The sequence below is a fragment of the Aquisediminimonas profunda genome (assembly GCF_019443285.1).
GTDB lineage: Bacteria > Pseudomonadota > Alphaproteobacteria > Sphingomonadales > Sphingomonadaceae > Aquisediminimonas > Aquisediminimonas profunda.
Genome location: NZ_CP080327.1, coordinates 2,660,298 through 2,675,845, shown reverse-complemented (window position 1 = coordinate 2,675,845; position 15,548 = coordinate 2,660,298). Strand labels below are relative to the sequence as shown.

The 15,548-nt window shown below is 56.8% G+C and carries 15 protein-coding genes; 8 read left to right on the top strand and 7 right to left on the bottom strand.

All coding sequences use genetic code 11. From position 1 onward, the window contains the following. Positions 1 to 13: 13 nt before the first annotated feature. The gene (locus tag K0O24_RS13270) at positions 14 to 712 is read left to right on the top strand and encodes an NAD-dependent deacylase (protein WP_219895635.1); all 699 of its coding nucleotides are present in this window, start codon (positions 14 to 16) and stop codon (positions 710 to 712) included. Here K0O24_RS13270 and era read toward each other — a convergent pair. The 3 genes from era to lepB are packed head-to-tail and all read right to left on the bottom strand — an operon-like array spanning position 709 to position 3,067. Further along, positions 709 to 1,602, bottom strand: a complete 894-nt coding sequence (gene era / locus K0O24_RS13265) for a GTPase Era (protein ID WP_219893199.1) — start codon at positions 1,600 to 1,602, stop codon at positions 709 to 711. The genes K0O24_RS13270 and era overlap by 4 nt on opposite strands. Continuing rightward, entirely contained in the window at positions 1,599 to 2,261 is a 663-nt protein-coding gene (gene rnc / locus K0O24_RS13260; RefSeq protein ID WP_219893198.1) for a ribonuclease III, read from the bottom strand. The genes era and rnc overlap by 4 nt, the downstream gene beginning before the upstream one ends. Beyond that, a complete protein-coding gene (gene lepB, locus K0O24_RS13255) occupies positions 2,258 to 3,067 on the bottom strand; it encodes a signal peptidase I (protein ID WP_219893197.1) in 810 nt (269 codons plus the stop codon). The genes rnc and lepB overlap by 4 nt, the downstream gene beginning before the upstream one ends. A gap of 104 nt (positions 3,068 to 3,171) precedes the next feature. Here lepB and pgi point away from each other — a divergent pair, with 104 nt between their 5' ends. The 3 genes from pgi to gorA all read left to right on the top strand — a co-directional run bounded on the left by pgi (position 3,172) and on the right by gorA (position 6,964). Beyond that, positions 3,172 to 4,665 carry a glucose-6-phosphate isomerase gene (gene pgi, locus K0O24_RS13250; protein ID WP_219893196.1) on the top strand — a complete coding sequence of 498 codons (1,494 nt, stop codon included), beginning with the start codon at positions 3,172 to 3,174 and terminating at the stop codon, positions 4,663 to 4,665. A 16-nt stretch (positions 4,666 to 4,681) separates the two neighbouring features. Continuing rightward, positions 4,682 to 5,530: a retropepsin-like aspartic protease gene (locus K0O24_RS13245; protein ID WP_219893195.1), complete on the top strand. Its 849-nt coding sequence runs from the start codon at positions 4,682 to 4,684 to the stop codon at positions 5,528 to 5,530. 87 nt (positions 5,531 to 5,617) lie between these two features. Further along, entirely contained in the window at positions 5,618 to 6,964 is a 1,347-nt protein-coding gene (gorA, locus tag K0O24_RS13240; RefSeq protein WP_219893194.1) for a glutathione-disulfide reductase, read from the top strand. Positions 6,965 to 6,969: 5 nt separating this feature from the next. On the opposite strand, the gene K0O24_RS13235 is transcribed toward gorA, so the two are convergent. From K0O24_RS13235 to acs, 3 genes are all read right to left on the bottom strand, one after another. Next, complete coding sequence (locus K0O24_RS13235) at positions 6,970 to 7,704, bottom strand: DODA-type extradiol aromatic ring-opening family dioxygenase (RefSeq protein ID WP_246611009.1); 735 nt, start codon at positions 7,702 to 7,704, stop codon at positions 6,970 to 6,972. Between the two features lie 106 nt (positions 7,705 to 7,810). After that, a complete protein-coding gene (locus K0O24_RS13230; RefSeq protein ID WP_484771500.1) occupies positions 7,811 to 8,221 on the bottom strand; it encodes a GFA family protein in 411 nt (136 codons plus the stop codon). After that, positions 8,221 to 10,161, bottom strand: a complete 1,941-nt coding sequence (gene acs / locus K0O24_RS13225; protein WP_219893191.1) for an acetate--CoA ligase — start codon at positions 10,159 to 10,161, stop codon at positions 8,221 to 8,223. The genes K0O24_RS13230 and acs overlap by 1 nt, the downstream gene beginning before the upstream one ends. Before the next feature lie 121 nt (positions 10,162 to 10,282). Between acs and K0O24_RS13220 the strand changes: the two genes are divergently transcribed. After that, on the top strand, positions 10,283 to 11,299 hold the full coding sequence (locus tag K0O24_RS13220) for an NAD-dependent epimerase/dehydratase family protein (protein WP_219893190.1): 1,017 nt from the start codon (positions 10,283 to 10,285) through the stop codon (positions 11,297 to 11,299). On the opposite strand, the gene K0O24_RS13215 is transcribed toward K0O24_RS13220, so the two are convergent. Continuing rightward, positions 11,296 to 12,696, bottom strand: a complete 1,401-nt coding sequence (locus K0O24_RS13215; protein WP_219893189.1) for a helix-turn-helix domain-containing protein — start codon at positions 12,694 to 12,696, stop codon at positions 11,296 to 11,298. The genes K0O24_RS13220 and K0O24_RS13215 overlap by 4 nt on opposite strands. Before the next feature lie 105 nt (positions 12,697 to 12,801). On the opposite strand from K0O24_RS13215, the gene K0O24_RS13210 reads away from it, so the two are divergent. The 3 genes from K0O24_RS13210 to K0O24_RS13200 are packed head-to-tail and all read left to right on the top strand — an operon-like array spanning position 12,802 to position 15,548. Further along, complete coding sequence (locus tag K0O24_RS13210; protein WP_219893188.1) at positions 12,802 to 14,334, top strand: acyl-CoA carboxylase subunit beta; 1,533 nt, start codon at positions 12,802 to 12,804, stop codon at positions 14,332 to 14,334. 9 nt (positions 14,335 to 14,343) lie between these two features. Then, the gene (gene mce, locus K0O24_RS13205; RefSeq protein WP_219893187.1) at positions 14,344 to 14,763 is read left to right on the top strand and encodes a methylmalonyl-CoA epimerase; all 420 of its coding nucleotides are present in this window, start codon (positions 14,344 to 14,346) and stop codon (positions 14,761 to 14,763) included. Further along, entirely contained in the window at positions 14,763 to 15,548 is a 786-nt protein-coding gene (locus tag K0O24_RS13200; protein WP_219893186.1) for an enoyl-CoA hydratase-related protein, read from the top strand. The genes mce and K0O24_RS13200 overlap by 1 nt, the downstream gene beginning before the upstream one ends.

Genomic DNA, 15,548 nt, shown 5'->3' with positions numbered 1-15,548 from the left:
CTTCATGGGGGAGATGGTCGACATCCGCAATATCGTGATCCTCACAGGGGCCGGGATTTCTGCTGAAAGCGGGATCGGGACTTTTCGTGATGCCGGCGGTCTATGGGAACAGCACAGGGTGGAGGATGTGGCCACTCCTGAAGCGTTTGCGCGAAATCCCGATCTGGTTCTGCGTTTTTATGACATGCGCCGGGAAAACATTCAGTCGGCTCAGCCCAATGCCGCCCATTGGTCGCTTGCTCATCTTGACGCTACCTGGCCGGGCGAACTGACAATCATCACCCAGAATGTTGACGATCTGCATGAGCGTGCAGGTGCGCGGAGATTGATCCATATGCACGGCGAGCACCTTTCCGCTTGGTGCATGGCCTGTGATGCACGAAATGAATGGCGATCAACTTTGCTCGACAGGCCTCCCTGCCCAGATTGCGGTCAACCGGCACTGCGACCGGATATCGTCTGGTTTGGCGAGATGCCTTATCGCATGGATGAGATCGAGGCTGCTCTCAGGTGTTGCGATCTCTTCGTTTCTATCGGAACTTCAGGCGCAGTCTACCCCGCCGCGGGCTATGTGCAGACGGCGCGCTACTATGGCGCGCGAACTCTCGAACTCAATCTTGAGCCATCCCAGGGGAGCGTGTTTTTCCATGAGAGCCGTATGGGAAAGGCAGGCGATCTCGTGCCGCAATGGGTTGAGGAAATACTAGCCTAATCCACCCAGTCGAGTCCGATGTCGCGATAATGGGCACGGTCATCATCCCATTTTGGGTTTACCTTGACGTGGAGATAAAGGTGCACGCGACGACCGAGCGAATTCGCAATTTCCTTTCGGGCAACTGAGCCAATTTCCTTCAGCCGAGCACCGCCCTTGCCAAGGATGATCGCGCGTTGCGAAGGGCGTTCGACGAGAATTTGCTGGTGAATTTCAACTGAGCCGTCATCGCGTTCGCTGTATTTCTCGGTTTCCACGCTGCTGGCATAGGGCAGTTCGGCATGAAGCTGGAGATAAAGCTGCTCTCGCGTGATTTCGGCGGCATTCATGCGGTCAGTGGCGTCAGAGACCTGATCTTCAGGAAAATGCCAGGGCCCTTCAGGCATTGACCGCGCAAGGGCCTGCTTGAGCTCGGCAATGCCGTCTCCCGTTGCGGCACTTACAAACCAGGTCTCATCAAATTTTGCCCATTGATTGAGTCGCTCCGCATGGACAAGCAACTTTGCCTTGTCGGCGATATCGACCTTGTTGATGATCAATATCTTCGGCTCCGGCCTGTCCTGCAATGCCTTTGCAATTGGCTCGACCTTGGGTCCAAGGCCACCTTTGCCGTCAACCACAAGTGCGATCAGGTCTGCTTCGGATGCACCGCTCCAGGCCGCTTGAACCATGGCGCGGTCCAACCGCCGCTTTGGCTCGAAAATGCCGGGCGTGTCGACGAGCATCATCTGGCAGTCGCCTTCAATCGCAATGCCCATGAGCCGGACGCGGGTCGTTTGTGCTTTCGGCGACACGATTGCCACCTTCTGGCCAACCAATGAATTGACCAGCGTCGATTTGCCCGCATTGGGAGCGCCAACGACAGCAATTACGCCGCATTTTTGTGTCATTTCAACTGCGCCAGCATCGCGGCCGCCGCCGCTGTCTCGGCTTCCTGCTTTGAACTTCCCTCAGCGGAGGCTTCTCCTGCCGAGCCCAATGACACCGAAACTCTGAACCGGGGTGCATGGTGTGGTCCGGAGCGGTCGGTTATCGTGTATATGGGGGGCTTGCGATTGTGCGAGGCAGCCCATTCCTGCAATTCAGATTTGGGATGGCGCGGCGCGCTTTGCTGTCCCTCCATCATTCCCGCCCACTGTTTTCGGACGAAGTTTCGGGCCGGTTCCAGCCCGTGATCTAACCACAACGCGCCAATAAGCGCCTCTACGACGTCTCCTATAACATTATCACTGTCATAGGCTCCGTCGTCGCGCGCCTGCTTGCCGAGCCTGATGTGGGGCACCACGCCGATTTCACGACCCACCCGCGCGCAACTGGCGCGTGTTACCAAAGCGTTCAGCCGGAAGGATAGCTTTCCTTCGGCGTCGTTTTCGTATGTCGCATAAAGCCAATCTGCAATCACGAGGCCAAGCACTCGGTCGCCCAGAAATTCAAGACGCTCATATGTCTCGCCTCCGTGGCTGCCGTGAGTCAATGCGCGCACATAAAGGGATTGATCCTTGGGGGCAGCGCCAAGGGCTTCTTGAAGCCAAGCGGAAATATCGCTCAAAAACCCTCACCAATACGTTTCCAGCGCGCGGCGGAGAACCATGTCCATGGCTCCAGCCATTCAGCGCTTCCGTCCGTCGAAAAGACAGAGAACCAGGCGCGACCAATGATGTTTTCAGTCGGGACAATTCCAATGCCCGCACCTTCTACAGCAGGAAAGCGGCTGTCGGCGCTGCGGTCGCGATTGTCACCCATAAGGAAAACGTGATCAGCCGGCACGGAATACACTTGTGTATCATCGGCCGGCGTCGTGCCGAGATCCAGTACGGCGTATGTTTTGCCGTTGGGCAAGGTTTCCTGGTACTGCGGATAGCGGCACCTTTCGCTTCCATCGCTGGCCTTTTCGCGGAACTGGATCGTATCTGACTTCTTGCACGCGCTATTGTCGGTAAGTGGCTCAATGAAATCCGAAATGCGCTTTCGTGGAATAGGTGTACCGTTGAGGATGACTTGCCCGTTGCGCACTTCGATCAAATCGCCCGGAAGGCCAATGACTCGCTTGATATAATCCTGGCGCTGATTTGGAGGCGCCTTGAACACAACAACATCGCCTCGTTCCGGATCGCGCCCGAACAAGCGGCCGCTCCAAAGCGGTGGCGAAAAGGGAATGGAATAGTGCGTGAAGCCATAGGGCCATTTCGCAACGATCAGATAGTCACCGATCAGCAAGCGGGGGAGCATGGATTCGGATGGAATGCTGAACGGAGCGAACACGAAGCTGCGGAGGACGAGCACAAACAGTGCAAGCTTCACAAGAAATGACGTGAAACTGCTTTCCGGTTTTTTGGCTGAATTCGATTGTGTCATGAAGTTGCGCTCTGCGTTTTTGTCGGCACCGCGTCAAGCGGGGCTGGTTTGCGTTGGGCATCCCGTTTACGGGACGAACGCATGAAACAGGGAGTTACGCTGAAATGACGGCGAGTGATTGGGCATTTCTGGATTCCGCGCAGGGTTCCAAGCTTTCCGAATTGTTCTCGGTGGACGGCGGACGTGTTCGGATGTGGTCGATGGACGTTGGTGGCATCTGGTTCGACTGGTCCAAGACTCACATTGACGGCCCCTTGCTGGCCAACTTCGAGCGATTGGCTGCCGCTAGGCAGTTTTCTGCCCGGCGCGATGACCTATTCAGCGGTCGGATTGTCAACCCGACTGAGGGGCGCGCAGCTGAACATACGGCTGAGCGAGGCGAAGGCGCTGCTGAGAGTGTTCAGCGGGCCAAGGCTTTCCATGGCCGCATGCGGAGCCTGATCGATGCTATCGAAGCTGGCGCGCTGGGCGATATCCGGCACATTCTGCACATAGGTATTGGAGGCTCGGCGCTGGGCCCCGACCTGCTGGTTGATGCGCTTGGGCGCGATGCCGATCGTTTCGACGTAGCAATCGTCTCAAACGTGGATGGTGCGGCACTCAAAGAGGTTTTCGATCGTTTTGATCCGCACAAGACCCTTCTTGCTATTGCTTCCAAGACTTTCACGACCACCGAAACAATGCTCAATGCAGAAAGCGCGCTGAATTGGATGATCGCTGCTGGTGTCGAGGATGCGCAAGGTCGGGTCGTCGCTCTGACGGCCAACCCGCAGAAGGCTTTTGACTGGGGTGTCGATGAAACCAGAATTCTTCCTTTCAGTGAGACTGTAGGCGGTCGCTATTCTCTGTGGTCAAGTATAGGATTTCCGGCCGCCGTCGGCCTTGGTTGGGCCGCATTTGAAGAAATGCTTGAGGGCGCAGCAGCGATGGACCGCCATTTCCGTCTCGCTCCGCTTGGCGAGAATGCCCCGTTTATTGCCGCATGTGTTGACCTTTATTATTCCCAAGGTCGGGGATGCGAAACACGCGCGGTCTTTGCCTATGATGAGCGTTTGCGCCTCCTTCCCTCATATCTCCAACAACTTGAAATGGAATCAAACGGTAAATCGGTGACGGCCGAAGGCATGCCACTTGGAAGAAATTCGGCGGCTATCACCTGGGGAGGTGTGGGGACTGATGCCCAGCATGCAGTCTTCCAATTGCTGCATCAGGGAACGCGTCTTGTGCCGGTGGAGTTCATTGCCTGCATCGAACCGGGGCATGAGCTGGATGATGCCCATCACCGGCAGTTGCTGAACAATTGCTTTGCTCAAGGTGCGGCATTGATGGCAGGCAGGGCCAATGCCGACGGGGCCCGTTCCTACCCCGGTGATCGTCCGTCGACGACAATATTGCTCGACCAACTGGATTCACGCACGCTCGGAGCGCTGATTGCATTTTATGAGCATCGCGTTTTTGCAAATGCCGTGCTGCTCGGAATCAACCCGTTTGATCAATTTGGTGTTGAACTTGGCAAAGAAATGGCAAAGGCAATGGATAGCGATGCTGCGGACTTCGACCCATCGACAAATGCGCTCATGGCGCGAGCGTTTGGTTAGATTGCGCACAATAGCGATGCTTGGGAGGCTTGCTGCACTGCTTTTTTTGGCGGGATTTGTGCATCCTGCCGTGGCGGCCAACCGTGAACAGCAGCTCATTGTGCGGGGTGATCGGATATTCATACCGGTGACCGTGAATGGCCGAAGCACGGAAGCCCTTCTAGACTCCGCTGCCGAGTTGACATTGATTGATGATGACTTTGCAAAAGCCATCGGGGTTGAACAGGAAGGCCATGAAACTGTCAAAGGATCAGGCGGAGAGGACAAGGCGCAATTCGCAAATGGCGTCGATATCCATGCTGTGGGAACTGATCTCAAGGGTTTAACGGTCGCTGTGCTTGACCTTGATGAGCTCTCCCAGAGGTTGGTCGGTACAAAGGTCGCGGTGATCCTTGGCCGCGAGCTCTTTGATGCCGGTCGATTCAAATTGGATATTGAACGCGGCAAGATTTCGAAACTGTCGCAATCAGTGCGACCAAAGGGCGTGATGCTGCCGCTGGTCACGTTCCGCGGAATCGAAGTCTTTCCCATTGCAATTGAGGGGCATTCAGGAGTGCAGGCGGCGTTTGATCTTGGCAATGGAAGTGAGATGATGATTGGACGTCAGGCTGCAGATCGCTTGGGCATAAGTGCGCCGGGCAGGATTTTGACGCGTAAAAAGGGCGGAGGTATTGGCGGTTCTGTAGACCGCGATATTGTCTCACTTGGAAGCATCTCTATCGCTGGCAAGACGTTTGGGAGGGTTCCCGCAGCAATCGAAGATCAAGACAGCCAAAGCGACGCCAATGTCGGTGTGAAGCAGCTTCGACACTTCATCATTGTAACGGATTTCCCGGGACGCAAGCTCTGGCTTCAACCTCGTTGAAAGCCAAGTCGATCACTGTGATAGCAAAAAGGCATTGGCGGCTCATGGGGGGCACCCTTAAGTCCAAGGTCGAAGCGGAGTTTGAACATGACTTTTGATTTTGACCTGTTTGTCATTGGTGCTGGTTCAGGCGGAGTGAGGGCTGCACGCATTTCTGCCCAGCATGGCGCCCGTGTTGCTGTGGCTGAGGAATATCGCGTTGGCGGAACCTGCGTCATTCGCGGCTGCGTTCCGAAAAAGATGCTCGTTTACGGCGCGCATTTTGCCGAAGATCTTCATGATGCCGCCAGCTTTGGTTGGGATATCGAAGGTGCGCGCTTCAATTGGCCACGCCTCAGGGATCTCGTCCAGAAGGATGTCTCGCGACTTGAAGGCCTCTACACTCAGGGCCTGGACAATAATCGCGTCGAGATTTTTGAAGAGCGGGCAACCATTTCCGGACCGAATTCTGTTCGGCTGGCGAGTGGGCGGGAAATAAGCGCACGAACTATTCTAGTTGCGACAGGCGCATGGCCCGCGCGCCCGGATGTGCCCGGAGCGGAACTGGGCATTACATCGAACGAGATATTCCACCTGGAGACGCTTCCTCGCAGGGCCATCATTGCGGGGGCTGGCTATATTGCCAATGAGTTCGCCGGCATCCTTCATGCGTTTGGAGTCCATGTGACCCTCGTAACGCGAGGAGACCGGATGCTGCGAGGATATGACGAGGAAATTGTCGACCACCTGGTCGATCTGACGCGCAAGAAGGGAATTGACCTTCGTTTCAATTTTCCCTTCAAATCGATTTCACGCACTGAAGATGGCAGCCTGGTTGTTGATGGCGGCGAGCAAGGGGAGTTCGAAACCGACCTTGTACTGTGGGCAACGGGTCGAAATCCCAACACGAGCGGCTTGGGACTCGAAGCTGCAGGCGTTGCGCTCGACAAGGACGGTGCAGTTGTTGTCGATGAATACAACAGGTCCTCAGTCGACAGTATCTATGCCGTTGGTGATGTGACCAATCGCGTCCAGCTCACCCCTGTCGCGATCCGCGAAGGTCATGCCTTTGCCGATACTGTGTTTGGCGGCCTCAAGCGGACGGTCGATTATCGTTCGATCCCGACTGCGGTGTTTGCCAGCCCTCCCATTTCCGGCGTTGGTCTGACGGAAACCCAAGCGCGCAAGGAACATGGCGACGTGGTGAAAGTCTACCGCAGCGATTTTCGTCCTATGAAGAACGTCGTGTCAGGACGTCAGGAGCGGGGTCTCTACAAGATGATTACAGCGGGCCCCGAGGAAACAGTTGTTGGCCTTCACCTGATAGGACCTGACAGTTCCGAGATACTCCAGGCTGCTGCAATTGCAGTCAAGGCCGGCCTGACAAAGTCAGCTTTCGACGATACGGTGGCGCTGCATCCGAGCATGGCGGAGGAACTCGTCCTCCTCAAATAGTTGCGTCAAGCGAATGAATACCCGGAGATTGCTGTTTCAAGGACGATATCGCTGAATTGGCGGACGCCGGGCGATGATGAGGCCCCGGCTGCGGCCATCAGCGGGAGCAGATGCTCTTCGCGCGGGTGCGAAAAGCGCCCGAAAGGACTGTCTGACCAGCGTGCGAGTTGCTTGGCGCGACCGGACGCTTCTGCCAACGAAGCATCCGTTAGCCATTCGTCAAACGCTCTTGATGGAGCAGTCGCATGCTTGTCTCCGTAGGCGCGCATGTTGTGAAAACTCATGCCGGAACCGATGATGAGGATTCCCTCCGATCGCAATGGCGACAGGGCCCGACCAGCTGCCAGATGAAGCTCCGGATCAAGGCTCTTGTCGAGCGACATTTCGACAACAGGGATGTTGGCTTCCGGAAATGCCACTTTAAGCGGCACAAACACACCATGATCGAGTCCCCGGTCGAAATCCACATTGGCTTGCAAGCCAGCCTCCGACAGGAGCGAAACTGCAGCTTGCGCCAATTCCGGTGCACCGGGCGCGTCGTAGCGCAGCGCGTAGGTGTGCGGGGGAAAATTGTAATAGTCATAGACCAGCGAAGGTTGCGAGGCCCCGGTAAGCGAGAAGCCGTCTGTTTCCCAATGCGCCGAAATGACAAGGATTGCTTTGGGCAAAGCGGGCAGTGTCTCGGGAACCGCGCGTAAATAGGCTTCCATGCTTGTCCACAATCCATAAGGATCGTCCATGAAGAAGCAGGGGCCGCCGCCATGCGGAATGTAAAGACTTGGCTGTATCGAAATGGAATTTTGCATTGGCAAGATATAGTGGCACCGACACCCGGTTTTAAGTCGGTCAGGATTGAGCGCTGTTCACCGCTGAATCATCGGGGGCGTCTGCAATAGTATCAATCCACGGCCATCGATCATCAAAGTGGATATGATGCAGGTTCTTGGCTTGAGGCAGGTTTTCAATGAGGCCACCACGCAAGCGAAGATCGCTTGGTGAGCTCGCCTTTCGGCTGTAAACGGGTGAGCCGCAGGTGCTGCAAAAGGCTCGGAATTTGCCGGGCGAGCTCTCATATTCCCGGATGCCGTTCATGGATTCAAACTGCACCTGCTCGGTTTTGACTATGACGCCCACATTGAAGGCACCACCGTTGCTCTTCCGGCAGTGGCTGCAATGGCAAAGAGCAACTTCGCTCAACGGTCCTAAGAGTATGTAACGCACTGCACCGCACAGGCATTGTCCCTGCCAGTCCGGCATCACGCCACCCGGTTCGCAACCAGGTCATCGACGACAGACGGATCAGCAAGGGTGGTCGTATCGCCGAGATTGCTGACATCTCCCTCGGCAATTTTCCTCAGAATGCGTCGCATGATTTTGCCGGATCGTGTCTTGGGCAGTCCAGGGGCGAACTGGATTGCATCCGGTGTCGCGATCGGACCGATCTCTTTGCGAACCCAACTGCTCAAGTCCTTCCGGAGTGCCTCACTGGCAGTTTCTCCAGAATTGAGCGTGACATAGGCATAGATACCTTGGCCCTTGATGTCGTGCGGGTAGCCAACCACTGCCGCTTCTGCGACTTTGGGATGCAACACAAGCGCGCTTTCGACTTCAGCCGTCCCCATGCGATGGCCAGAGACATTTATGACGTCATCCACTCGGCCTGTAATCCACCAATAGCCGTCTTCATCACGCCTCGCGCCGTCCCCTGTAAAATATTTGCCCGGGTAGGTGGTGAAATAGGTTTCGAAAAAGCGCTGGTGATCGTTCCAGACAGTCCTCATCTGACCCGGCCAACTACGGGTGATGCAGAGATTGCCGCTGGTCGCGCCATGAAGGACTTTGCCGTCCGCATCGACAAGCTGTGGCTCGATACCAGGCATCGGTTTGGTGGCAGAACCGGGCTTCAGGTCCGTTGCGCCGGGCATGGGTGCTATCAACGCCGCTCCCGTTTCGGTCTGCCACCACGTGTCGATGATCGGGCAGCGTCCTTCCCCAACAACGCTGTGATACCAGCGCCAGGCTTCCGGGTTGATCGGTTCGCCTACTGTTCCCAATAACTTCAAAGATTTACGGGACGTTTTTGTAACGAATTCGTCGCCTTCCCGCATGAGTGCGCGAAGGGCAGTTGGCGCTGTATAGAGTGTATGGACCTGGTGTCGGTCGACAACTTCCCAAATGCGTGAAGGCGTTGGCCAATTCGGCACGCCTTCGTACATAAGTGTTGTAGCACCGTTGGCGAGTGGCCCATAGAGAATGTAACTGTGCCCCGTCACCCAGCCGATATCGGCTGCGCACCACCAGATGTCTCCAGCCCGGTAGTCGAACGCCAGCTCGTGAGTAAGGCTTGCCCAGAGGAGATAACCACCGGTGGTATGGAGGACTCCCTTGGGCTTTCCCGTTGACCCCGATGTGTAGAGAATAAACAGCGGATCTTCCGCACCCATCGGTTCGATTGGGCACGTGTCAGGCACTGATGCAGCGGCTTCGTGGTACCAGATATCTCGCCCGGGCTGCATGACGACGTGATTGCCAGTTGCCTTGACGACGATGACTTGCTTCAGGCTTGGGCACTGCGGAGCTGCTTCGTCGACATTGGCCTTGAGTGGAACCGTCTTTCCGCCCCGGCGGCCTTCGTCGGCTGTCACGATATAGGCAGAATCGCAGTCCTGCACACGACCAGCGATTGAGTCTGGAGAAAAGCCGCCGAAAATGACCGAGTGGATGGCCCCGATGCGCGCACATGCCAGCAGCGCAAAAGCCGCCTCCGGGATCATCGGCATGTAGATGGTGACCCGATCGCCCTTTTGTACGCCTTGGGCCTTCAATACGTTGGCAAAGCGGCACACTTCTGCATGTAGTTGGCGATAGGTGAACTTGCGGGGCTGTTCCCTGGGATCGTCCGGCTCCCAGATGATGGCGATCTGTTCGCCGCGCGTTGCAAGGTGGCGGTCAATGCAATTGGCAGTTGCGTTGAGTTTTCCGTCTGAAAACCATTGAATGTGAAAGGTCGTGGCGTCGAACGACCAATCGCCTGCAATTTCAGGACGCTTGATCCAGTCGAGCCTCTTGGCCTGCTCCAGCCAGAAAGTTCCGGGGTCTCCCAATGCTCGGCCATAGAGTTGGGTATATTTGTCAGCGTTGACACGCGCCTTTTTGGCCCATTCCGCCGGAACCGGGTAAAGGTCCTGTCCGTCCATCCTGCACTCCAAGTCTATCGGTGCGTCTATTGGCTAACCCGTCGTTCAGGGCAAGCCCCGATAAGCGATTGAATGCGTTTTGAACTGCTACTAACCAGAGGAAAATGGAGGGATATTCGCAATGACAGGCACCGTCTTGGTCACTGGCGGCAGTGGTTACATCGCCGGATTCCTCATTCGCCAACTGGTTGCAGAAGGATGGTCGGTTCAAACTACGATCCGTAATCTTTCGAAGGAAGCGGATGTCCGGGATTTGCTTGCGGTGGAAAATGCCAAAGTGAAGTTCTTCGCCGCAGATCTGGGGTCTGATCAAGGGTGGGCGGAAGCCACGGCAGGCTGCAGCCATGTTGCCCATGTGGCTTCGCCCTTTCCGGCAGCATTGCCGAAGCATGAAGATGAACTGATCATTCCCGCGCGTGACGGCGCATTGCGGGTTCTGCGAGTGGCGAAAGCGGCAGGGGTGAAGCGCTTCGTCATGACATCGTCGGCGGCGGCCATTGCTTATGGCCATCCCGAAAGGATTCGCACCTTCACCGAAGCGGATTGGACCGACGCGACGAGTCCCGATGCCTACCCCTACATTCGGTCCAAAACCATAGCAGAGCGGGCTGCTCGGGATTGGGTTGCTGCAGAGGGCAATGGCATGGAATTTTGCGCCATAAACCCGACGGCAGTTATCGGTCCTGTTTGGGGTCGCGACATGTCAACCTCGATTGAACGGGTGAAGAAGCTCCTTGAAGGCGCGATGCCGGGCTGCCCGGATATCGGCTTTGGCATTGTCGATGTCCGCGATGTTGCAGACTTGCATGTCAAAGCGCTTTCGGCGCCCGACATGGCCGGTGAGCGCTTCATCGCTTCCGGCCGATTTCTCAAGATGATAGACGTTGCACGTGTCTTGAAATCCGGGCTCGGAGAGCGGGCGAAGAAGGTGCCAGTGCGCGGACTTCCGGCATTTCTTGTACGGTTCTTCGCGCTTTTTGACCCTGCCGTGAAGCAAGTCACCGGCGAATTGGGCAAAACGCGAAACATGGACGCAAGTCACGCCCTCAGGACGCTTGGCTGGAAAACTCGGCCTGAAGAGGAGTCGATCATCGACTGTGCGAACAGCTTGATCGATCTTGGTCTCGTGAAAGTCTAGCCGATCCGGTAAGGAACAATTTCCCGGCGGTCGGGATCGACAATGATTCCGCGATCTGAAGGCGGGAATGCCCGCTGGTCGCAATCGTCTCGCGGACAGAGGCGGCACGATATCCCGATCTTGGTTGCAGCGCGCCCCGTCCCAACGTCAAGGCCGTCGGCATAGATGAATTCCCGCGCATGGTCTGCTTCGCAACCCAAAGCAACGGCATAGCGCCTTGGGTTGCGGTCATAGCGACCAGACGGTTTGACCAGGCCCTTGGCCATCGACACATACCGGACACCATCGGGCGTCTCTGCCAACTGCACTAGAATTCTGTCTGGAATCGCCACGGCCTCATGCACGACCCAAAGGGGGCAGGCGCCGCCAAAGCGGGCAAACTGAAGTCGCGTCGCCGAGTGGCGCTTTGTGATATTGCCCGCCATGTCTACCCTGCAAAAAAAGAACGGTATCCCGCGCTGTGCAGGCCGCTGCAGTGTCGACAAGCGGTGGCAAGCTTGTTCAAAACTGACACCAAAACTTTGCCGAAGTCGGTCAATATCATGCCGCACCGTTCGCGCGGTGTCCCGGAAGCGCGTGTAGGGCATGAGCAATGCGCCAGCTGCATAATTTGCAAGCCCCACGAACAGCAATTGCCTTGCTGCTGCGGTGCGCAATTTCGCGTTCTCAACCACACCGGATATTTCTTCTCGCAAGGCCAGCGCAGCAAGCTGATGGGCTAGTTGAAACCGCTGGCCTTCAGACGGTTGGCCCTGATCAATCACCAAGTGGCGCATTGTCGCGTCAAATTCACGCAGCCCGGCAACGGATTGGTACACGAGTGAAATGCCAAGATCCTGCCGGAGATATTGTTCGAGCGCAGCGGTTGTGGGGCTGAAACCCTTGAGCCGCATGGCCAATGCTTCGGCAGCGCGATCCAGGGGATCGACATAGTTTCCGGCATCGTGAAACCAGTCGCGGACCTCTTCCCAGGGCAGTCGACTGCCGCCGACATTGTCGCTCGACATCGCCTCGTCAACAATCTGGATGCGCTCGCCAGCGCGCCGATACGCTGCATGCAGTTGAATGAACTGGTCGGCGAGCACTGGCTGCTGCTCGGCAAAGCGCGTCAGCTGCTCGGGGGACAGGGCGGTGGTAAAAAGCGGGTCGGCCGCTGCTTCTCGCAGGGCTGCAAAGCGCCGGGTTGCCGTATCCTCCTCAAACGCATCCCAATCGATCGGGAAATCGCGGGAGAGCGCTTCAAGTAGGGCGGGTGTCAACGGGCGGTCGTTGTGCTCCAGTTGTGACAGGTAGGACACGCTGATGCCAAGCCGTGCTGCCATGTCGGCTTGCTTGAGATCGCGACTGTCGCGCAAGCTCCTGAGACGTTCCCCGGCGAAGATGCGGCGCTTGTTCATGATGCCGTGATAATTTGCAAAATGCGACTTTGCAACTTTGCAAATTCACATTTGCCTTTTGCATTGGATCAGCAGAAGACGGCTCCTTTCAAATAGGGGAAGTCTATGTCCTCCAATATTGCAGAACTTGAAAAGCGCCGCGCCGCGGCACGCATGGGCGGTGGCCAGAAGCGGATTGATGCGCAGCACGCAAAAGGGCGTCTGACGGCGCGCGAGCGGCTCGAAATCCTGCTCGACGAAGGGTCGTTCGAAGAACTCGATATGTATGTCGAGCACAATTGCGTCGACTTCGGGATGCAGGATACGAAATTCATGGGTGACGGAGTCGTCACGGGATCGGGAACTATCAACGGGCGGCTGGTCTTTGTCTTTTCCCAGGATTTCACTGTTTTCGGTGGCTCGCTGTCTGAGCGACACGCGCAAAAGATCTGCAAGGTCATGGACAATGCAATGAAGGTCGGTGCGCCTGTGATCGGGCTCAATGACTCCGGAGGCGCGCGCATTCAGGAAGGCGTGGCATCGCTCGGAGGCTATGCCGAGGTCTTCCAGCGCAATGTGCTGGCTTCGGGGGTTGTGCCACAGATCAGCCTGATCATGGGGCCGTGCGCTGGCGGAGCAGTCTATTCGCCTGCGATGACTGACTTCATCTTCATGGTGAAGGACTCTTCCTATATGTTCGTGACTGGCCCGGACGTTGTGAAGACCGTGACCAATGAAGTCGTGACACAGGAGGAACTGGGTGGTGCGATCACGCACACCACCAAGTCTGGCGTCGCTGATGTAGCGTTCGAAAACGATATCGAGGCCCTGCTCGCCGCGCGTGACTTCTTCGATTTCCTGCCGGAAAACAACCGCATGCCGGTCCCGGAGAGGCCAACCGCCGACCCATGGGATCGTCAGGAAGACAGTCTTGATACGCTGATCCCGGCCAACGCCAACCAGCCCTATGACATGCACGAAGTCATCCGGAAGACGCTGGATGAAGGGGATTTCTTTGAAATTCAGCCGGCGCATGCCGGGAATATCATTGTTGGCTTCGGTCGGATCGAAGGGCGGACAATTGGCGTGGTCGCTAACCAGCCAATGGTGCTCGCAGGCTGTCTCGACATTGCAGCTTCGAAAAAGGCGGGGCGTTTCGTTCGTTTCTGCGACGCGTTCGACATCCCGATCATCACTTTTGTCGACGTGCCGGGTTTCCTTCCGGGTGTCAGCCAGGAGCATAACGGCATCATCAAGAATGGCGCAAAACTGCTCTTTGCCTATGCCGAAGCGACCGTTCCCAAGATCACGGTGATTACCCGCAAGGCCTATGGCGGTGCCTATGACGTCATGGCGTCAAAGCATCTGCGCGGCGATCTGAACTATGCCTGGCCGACCGCCGAAATCGCGGTGATGGGCGCAAAGGGCGCGGTGGAGATCATCTTCCGTTCCGACATCGGTGATCCCGAGAAGATCGCCGAACGGACGAAGGAATATGAGGACAGGTTTGCGAACCCCTTTGTTGCTGCGAGCAAGGGGTTTATTGACGAGGTCATCATGCCGCACTCGACACGGCGGCGCATTGCTCTGGGGCTGAGGAAGCTGCGGAACAAGTCGCTCGAGAACCCTTGGAAGAAGCATGACAATATTCCGCTTTAGGAGCGCGCAATGAAACTGGGCCGTCTGAACCATATCGGCGTGGCAACGCCGTCGATCCCCGACAGCATCGCGCATTGGCGCGATGTGATGGGAGCAACGAAAATCCATGAGCCGTTCGACATGCCTGCTCAGGGTGTAAAGGTCTGCTTCGTCGATACGCCCAACACGCAGATCGAACTGATCGAGCCATTGGGTGCGGGCTCGCCGATCCACGGCTTCCTCGCGAAGAACCCGCTGGGCGGGCAGCATCATGTCTGCTTCGAGGTGCCCGATATTCATGCTGCCAAGGCCGAATTTGAGGCGATGGGCAAAAAAGTGCTCGGCGAACCGCGCATCGGGGCGCATGGCACACTGATTTTCTTCGTCCATCCCAAGGATATGGGCGGAATGCTGACCGAAATCATGGAAACGCCAAAGGAGGCGCACTGATGGCTTACGAAACAATCAAGTTCAATATCGCCGATTCAATCGCGACAATCACACTCAACCGCCCGGAGCGGCTGAACGCAGCGCCGCCTCAGATGTTTGACGAAATTGCCGAGGCGCTCGACAATCTCGATGGCGCGCGGGCCTTGCTCATTACAGGCGAAGGGCGTGCCTTTTGCTCGGGAGCAGACTTGCAAGCGCGCGGTGAGGGCTCAGCGCTTGCGGGTGGCGGGGGTCCCTATGGAGCGCTGACCCGCCACTACAACCCGACCATGTTGAAACTCGCGCGGCTGAATGTTCCCGTTATCACGGCCGTCAATGGCCCTGCAGCCGGCGTTGGATGCAGTCTTGCATTGGCAAGCGATTTCGCAATCGCTGGGAAATCCGCTTATTTTCTGCAGGCATTCGTGAATATCGGACTGGTTCCCGATGGCGGAGCCAGCTGGATGCTGACTCGCTTGCTGGGCAAGGCGCGCGCCACGCAGATGATGATGCTGGGCGAAAAAATCTCTGCGGAGCAAGCTGCCGATTGGGGTTTGATCTACAAGTGCGTCGATGATGCCGTGCTGGCTGAAGAGGCACAGGCTTTGGCCGCAAGGCTCGCCAAGGGGCCGACCGTCGCACTCGGAATCATGCGGCAGAATATCGCTGCAGCTCTGGACGGAGATTATGCAAGCGCGCTTCTCCGTGAAGCCGAAGGGCAGAAGATCGCGGGCGCAAGTGCCGATGCGCGGGAAGGCGGCATGTCCTTCCTGCAGAAGCGCAAGCCGGAGTTCAAGGGCAACTGA

Coding starts and splice junctions, on each gene's coding strand:
- K0O24_RS13210 (WP_219893188.1), top strand. CDS start 12,802: ATGTCCTCCAATATTGCAGAACTTGAAAAGCGCCGCGCCGCGGCACGC.
- K0O24_RS13200 (WP_219893186.1), top strand. CDS start 14,763: ATGGCTTACGAAACAATCAAGTTCAATATCGCCGATTCAATCGCGACA.
- K0O24_RS13215 (WP_219893189.1), bottom strand. CDS start 12,696: ATGAACAAGCGCCGCATCTTCGCCGGGGAACGTCTCAGGAGCTTGCGC.
- pgi (WP_219893196.1), top strand. CDS start 3,172: ATGACGGCGAGTGATTGGGCATTTCTGGATTCCGCGCAGGGTTCCAAG.
- gorA (WP_219893194.1), top strand. CDS start 5,618: ATGACTTTTGATTTTGACCTGTTTGTCATTGGTGCTGGTTCAGGCGGA.
- lepB (WP_219893197.1), bottom strand. CDS start 3,067: ATGACACAATCGAATTCAGCCAAAAAACCGGAAAGCAGTTTCACGTCA.
- K0O24_RS13245 (WP_219893195.1), top strand. CDS start 4,682: ATGCTTGGGAGGCTTGCTGCACTGCTTTTTTTGGCGGGATTTGTGCAT.
- K0O24_RS13220 (WP_219893190.1), top strand. CDS start 10,283: ATGACAGGCACCGTCTTGGTCACTGGCGGCAGTGGTTACATCGCCGGA.
- K0O24_RS13270 (WP_219895635.1), top strand. CDS start 14: ATGGTCGACATCCGCAATATCGTGATCCTCACAGGGGCCGGGATTTCT.
- era (WP_219893199.1), bottom strand. CDS start 1,602: ATGACACAAAAATGCGGCGTAATTGCTGTCGTTGGCGCTCCCAATGCG.
- acs (WP_219893191.1), bottom strand. CDS start 10,161: ATGGACGGACAGGACCTTTACCCGGTTCCGGCGGAATGGGCCAAAAAG.
- K0O24_RS13230 (WP_484771500.1), bottom strand. CDS start 8,221: ATGCCGGACTGGCAGGGACAATGCCTGTGCGGTGCAGTGCGTTACATA.
- K0O24_RS13235 (WP_246611009.1), bottom strand. CDS start 7,704: ATGGACGATCCTTATGGATTGTGGACAAGCATGGAAGCCTATTTACGC.
- mce (WP_219893187.1), top strand. CDS start 14,344: ATGAAACTGGGCCGTCTGAACCATATCGGCGTGGCAACGCCGTCGATC.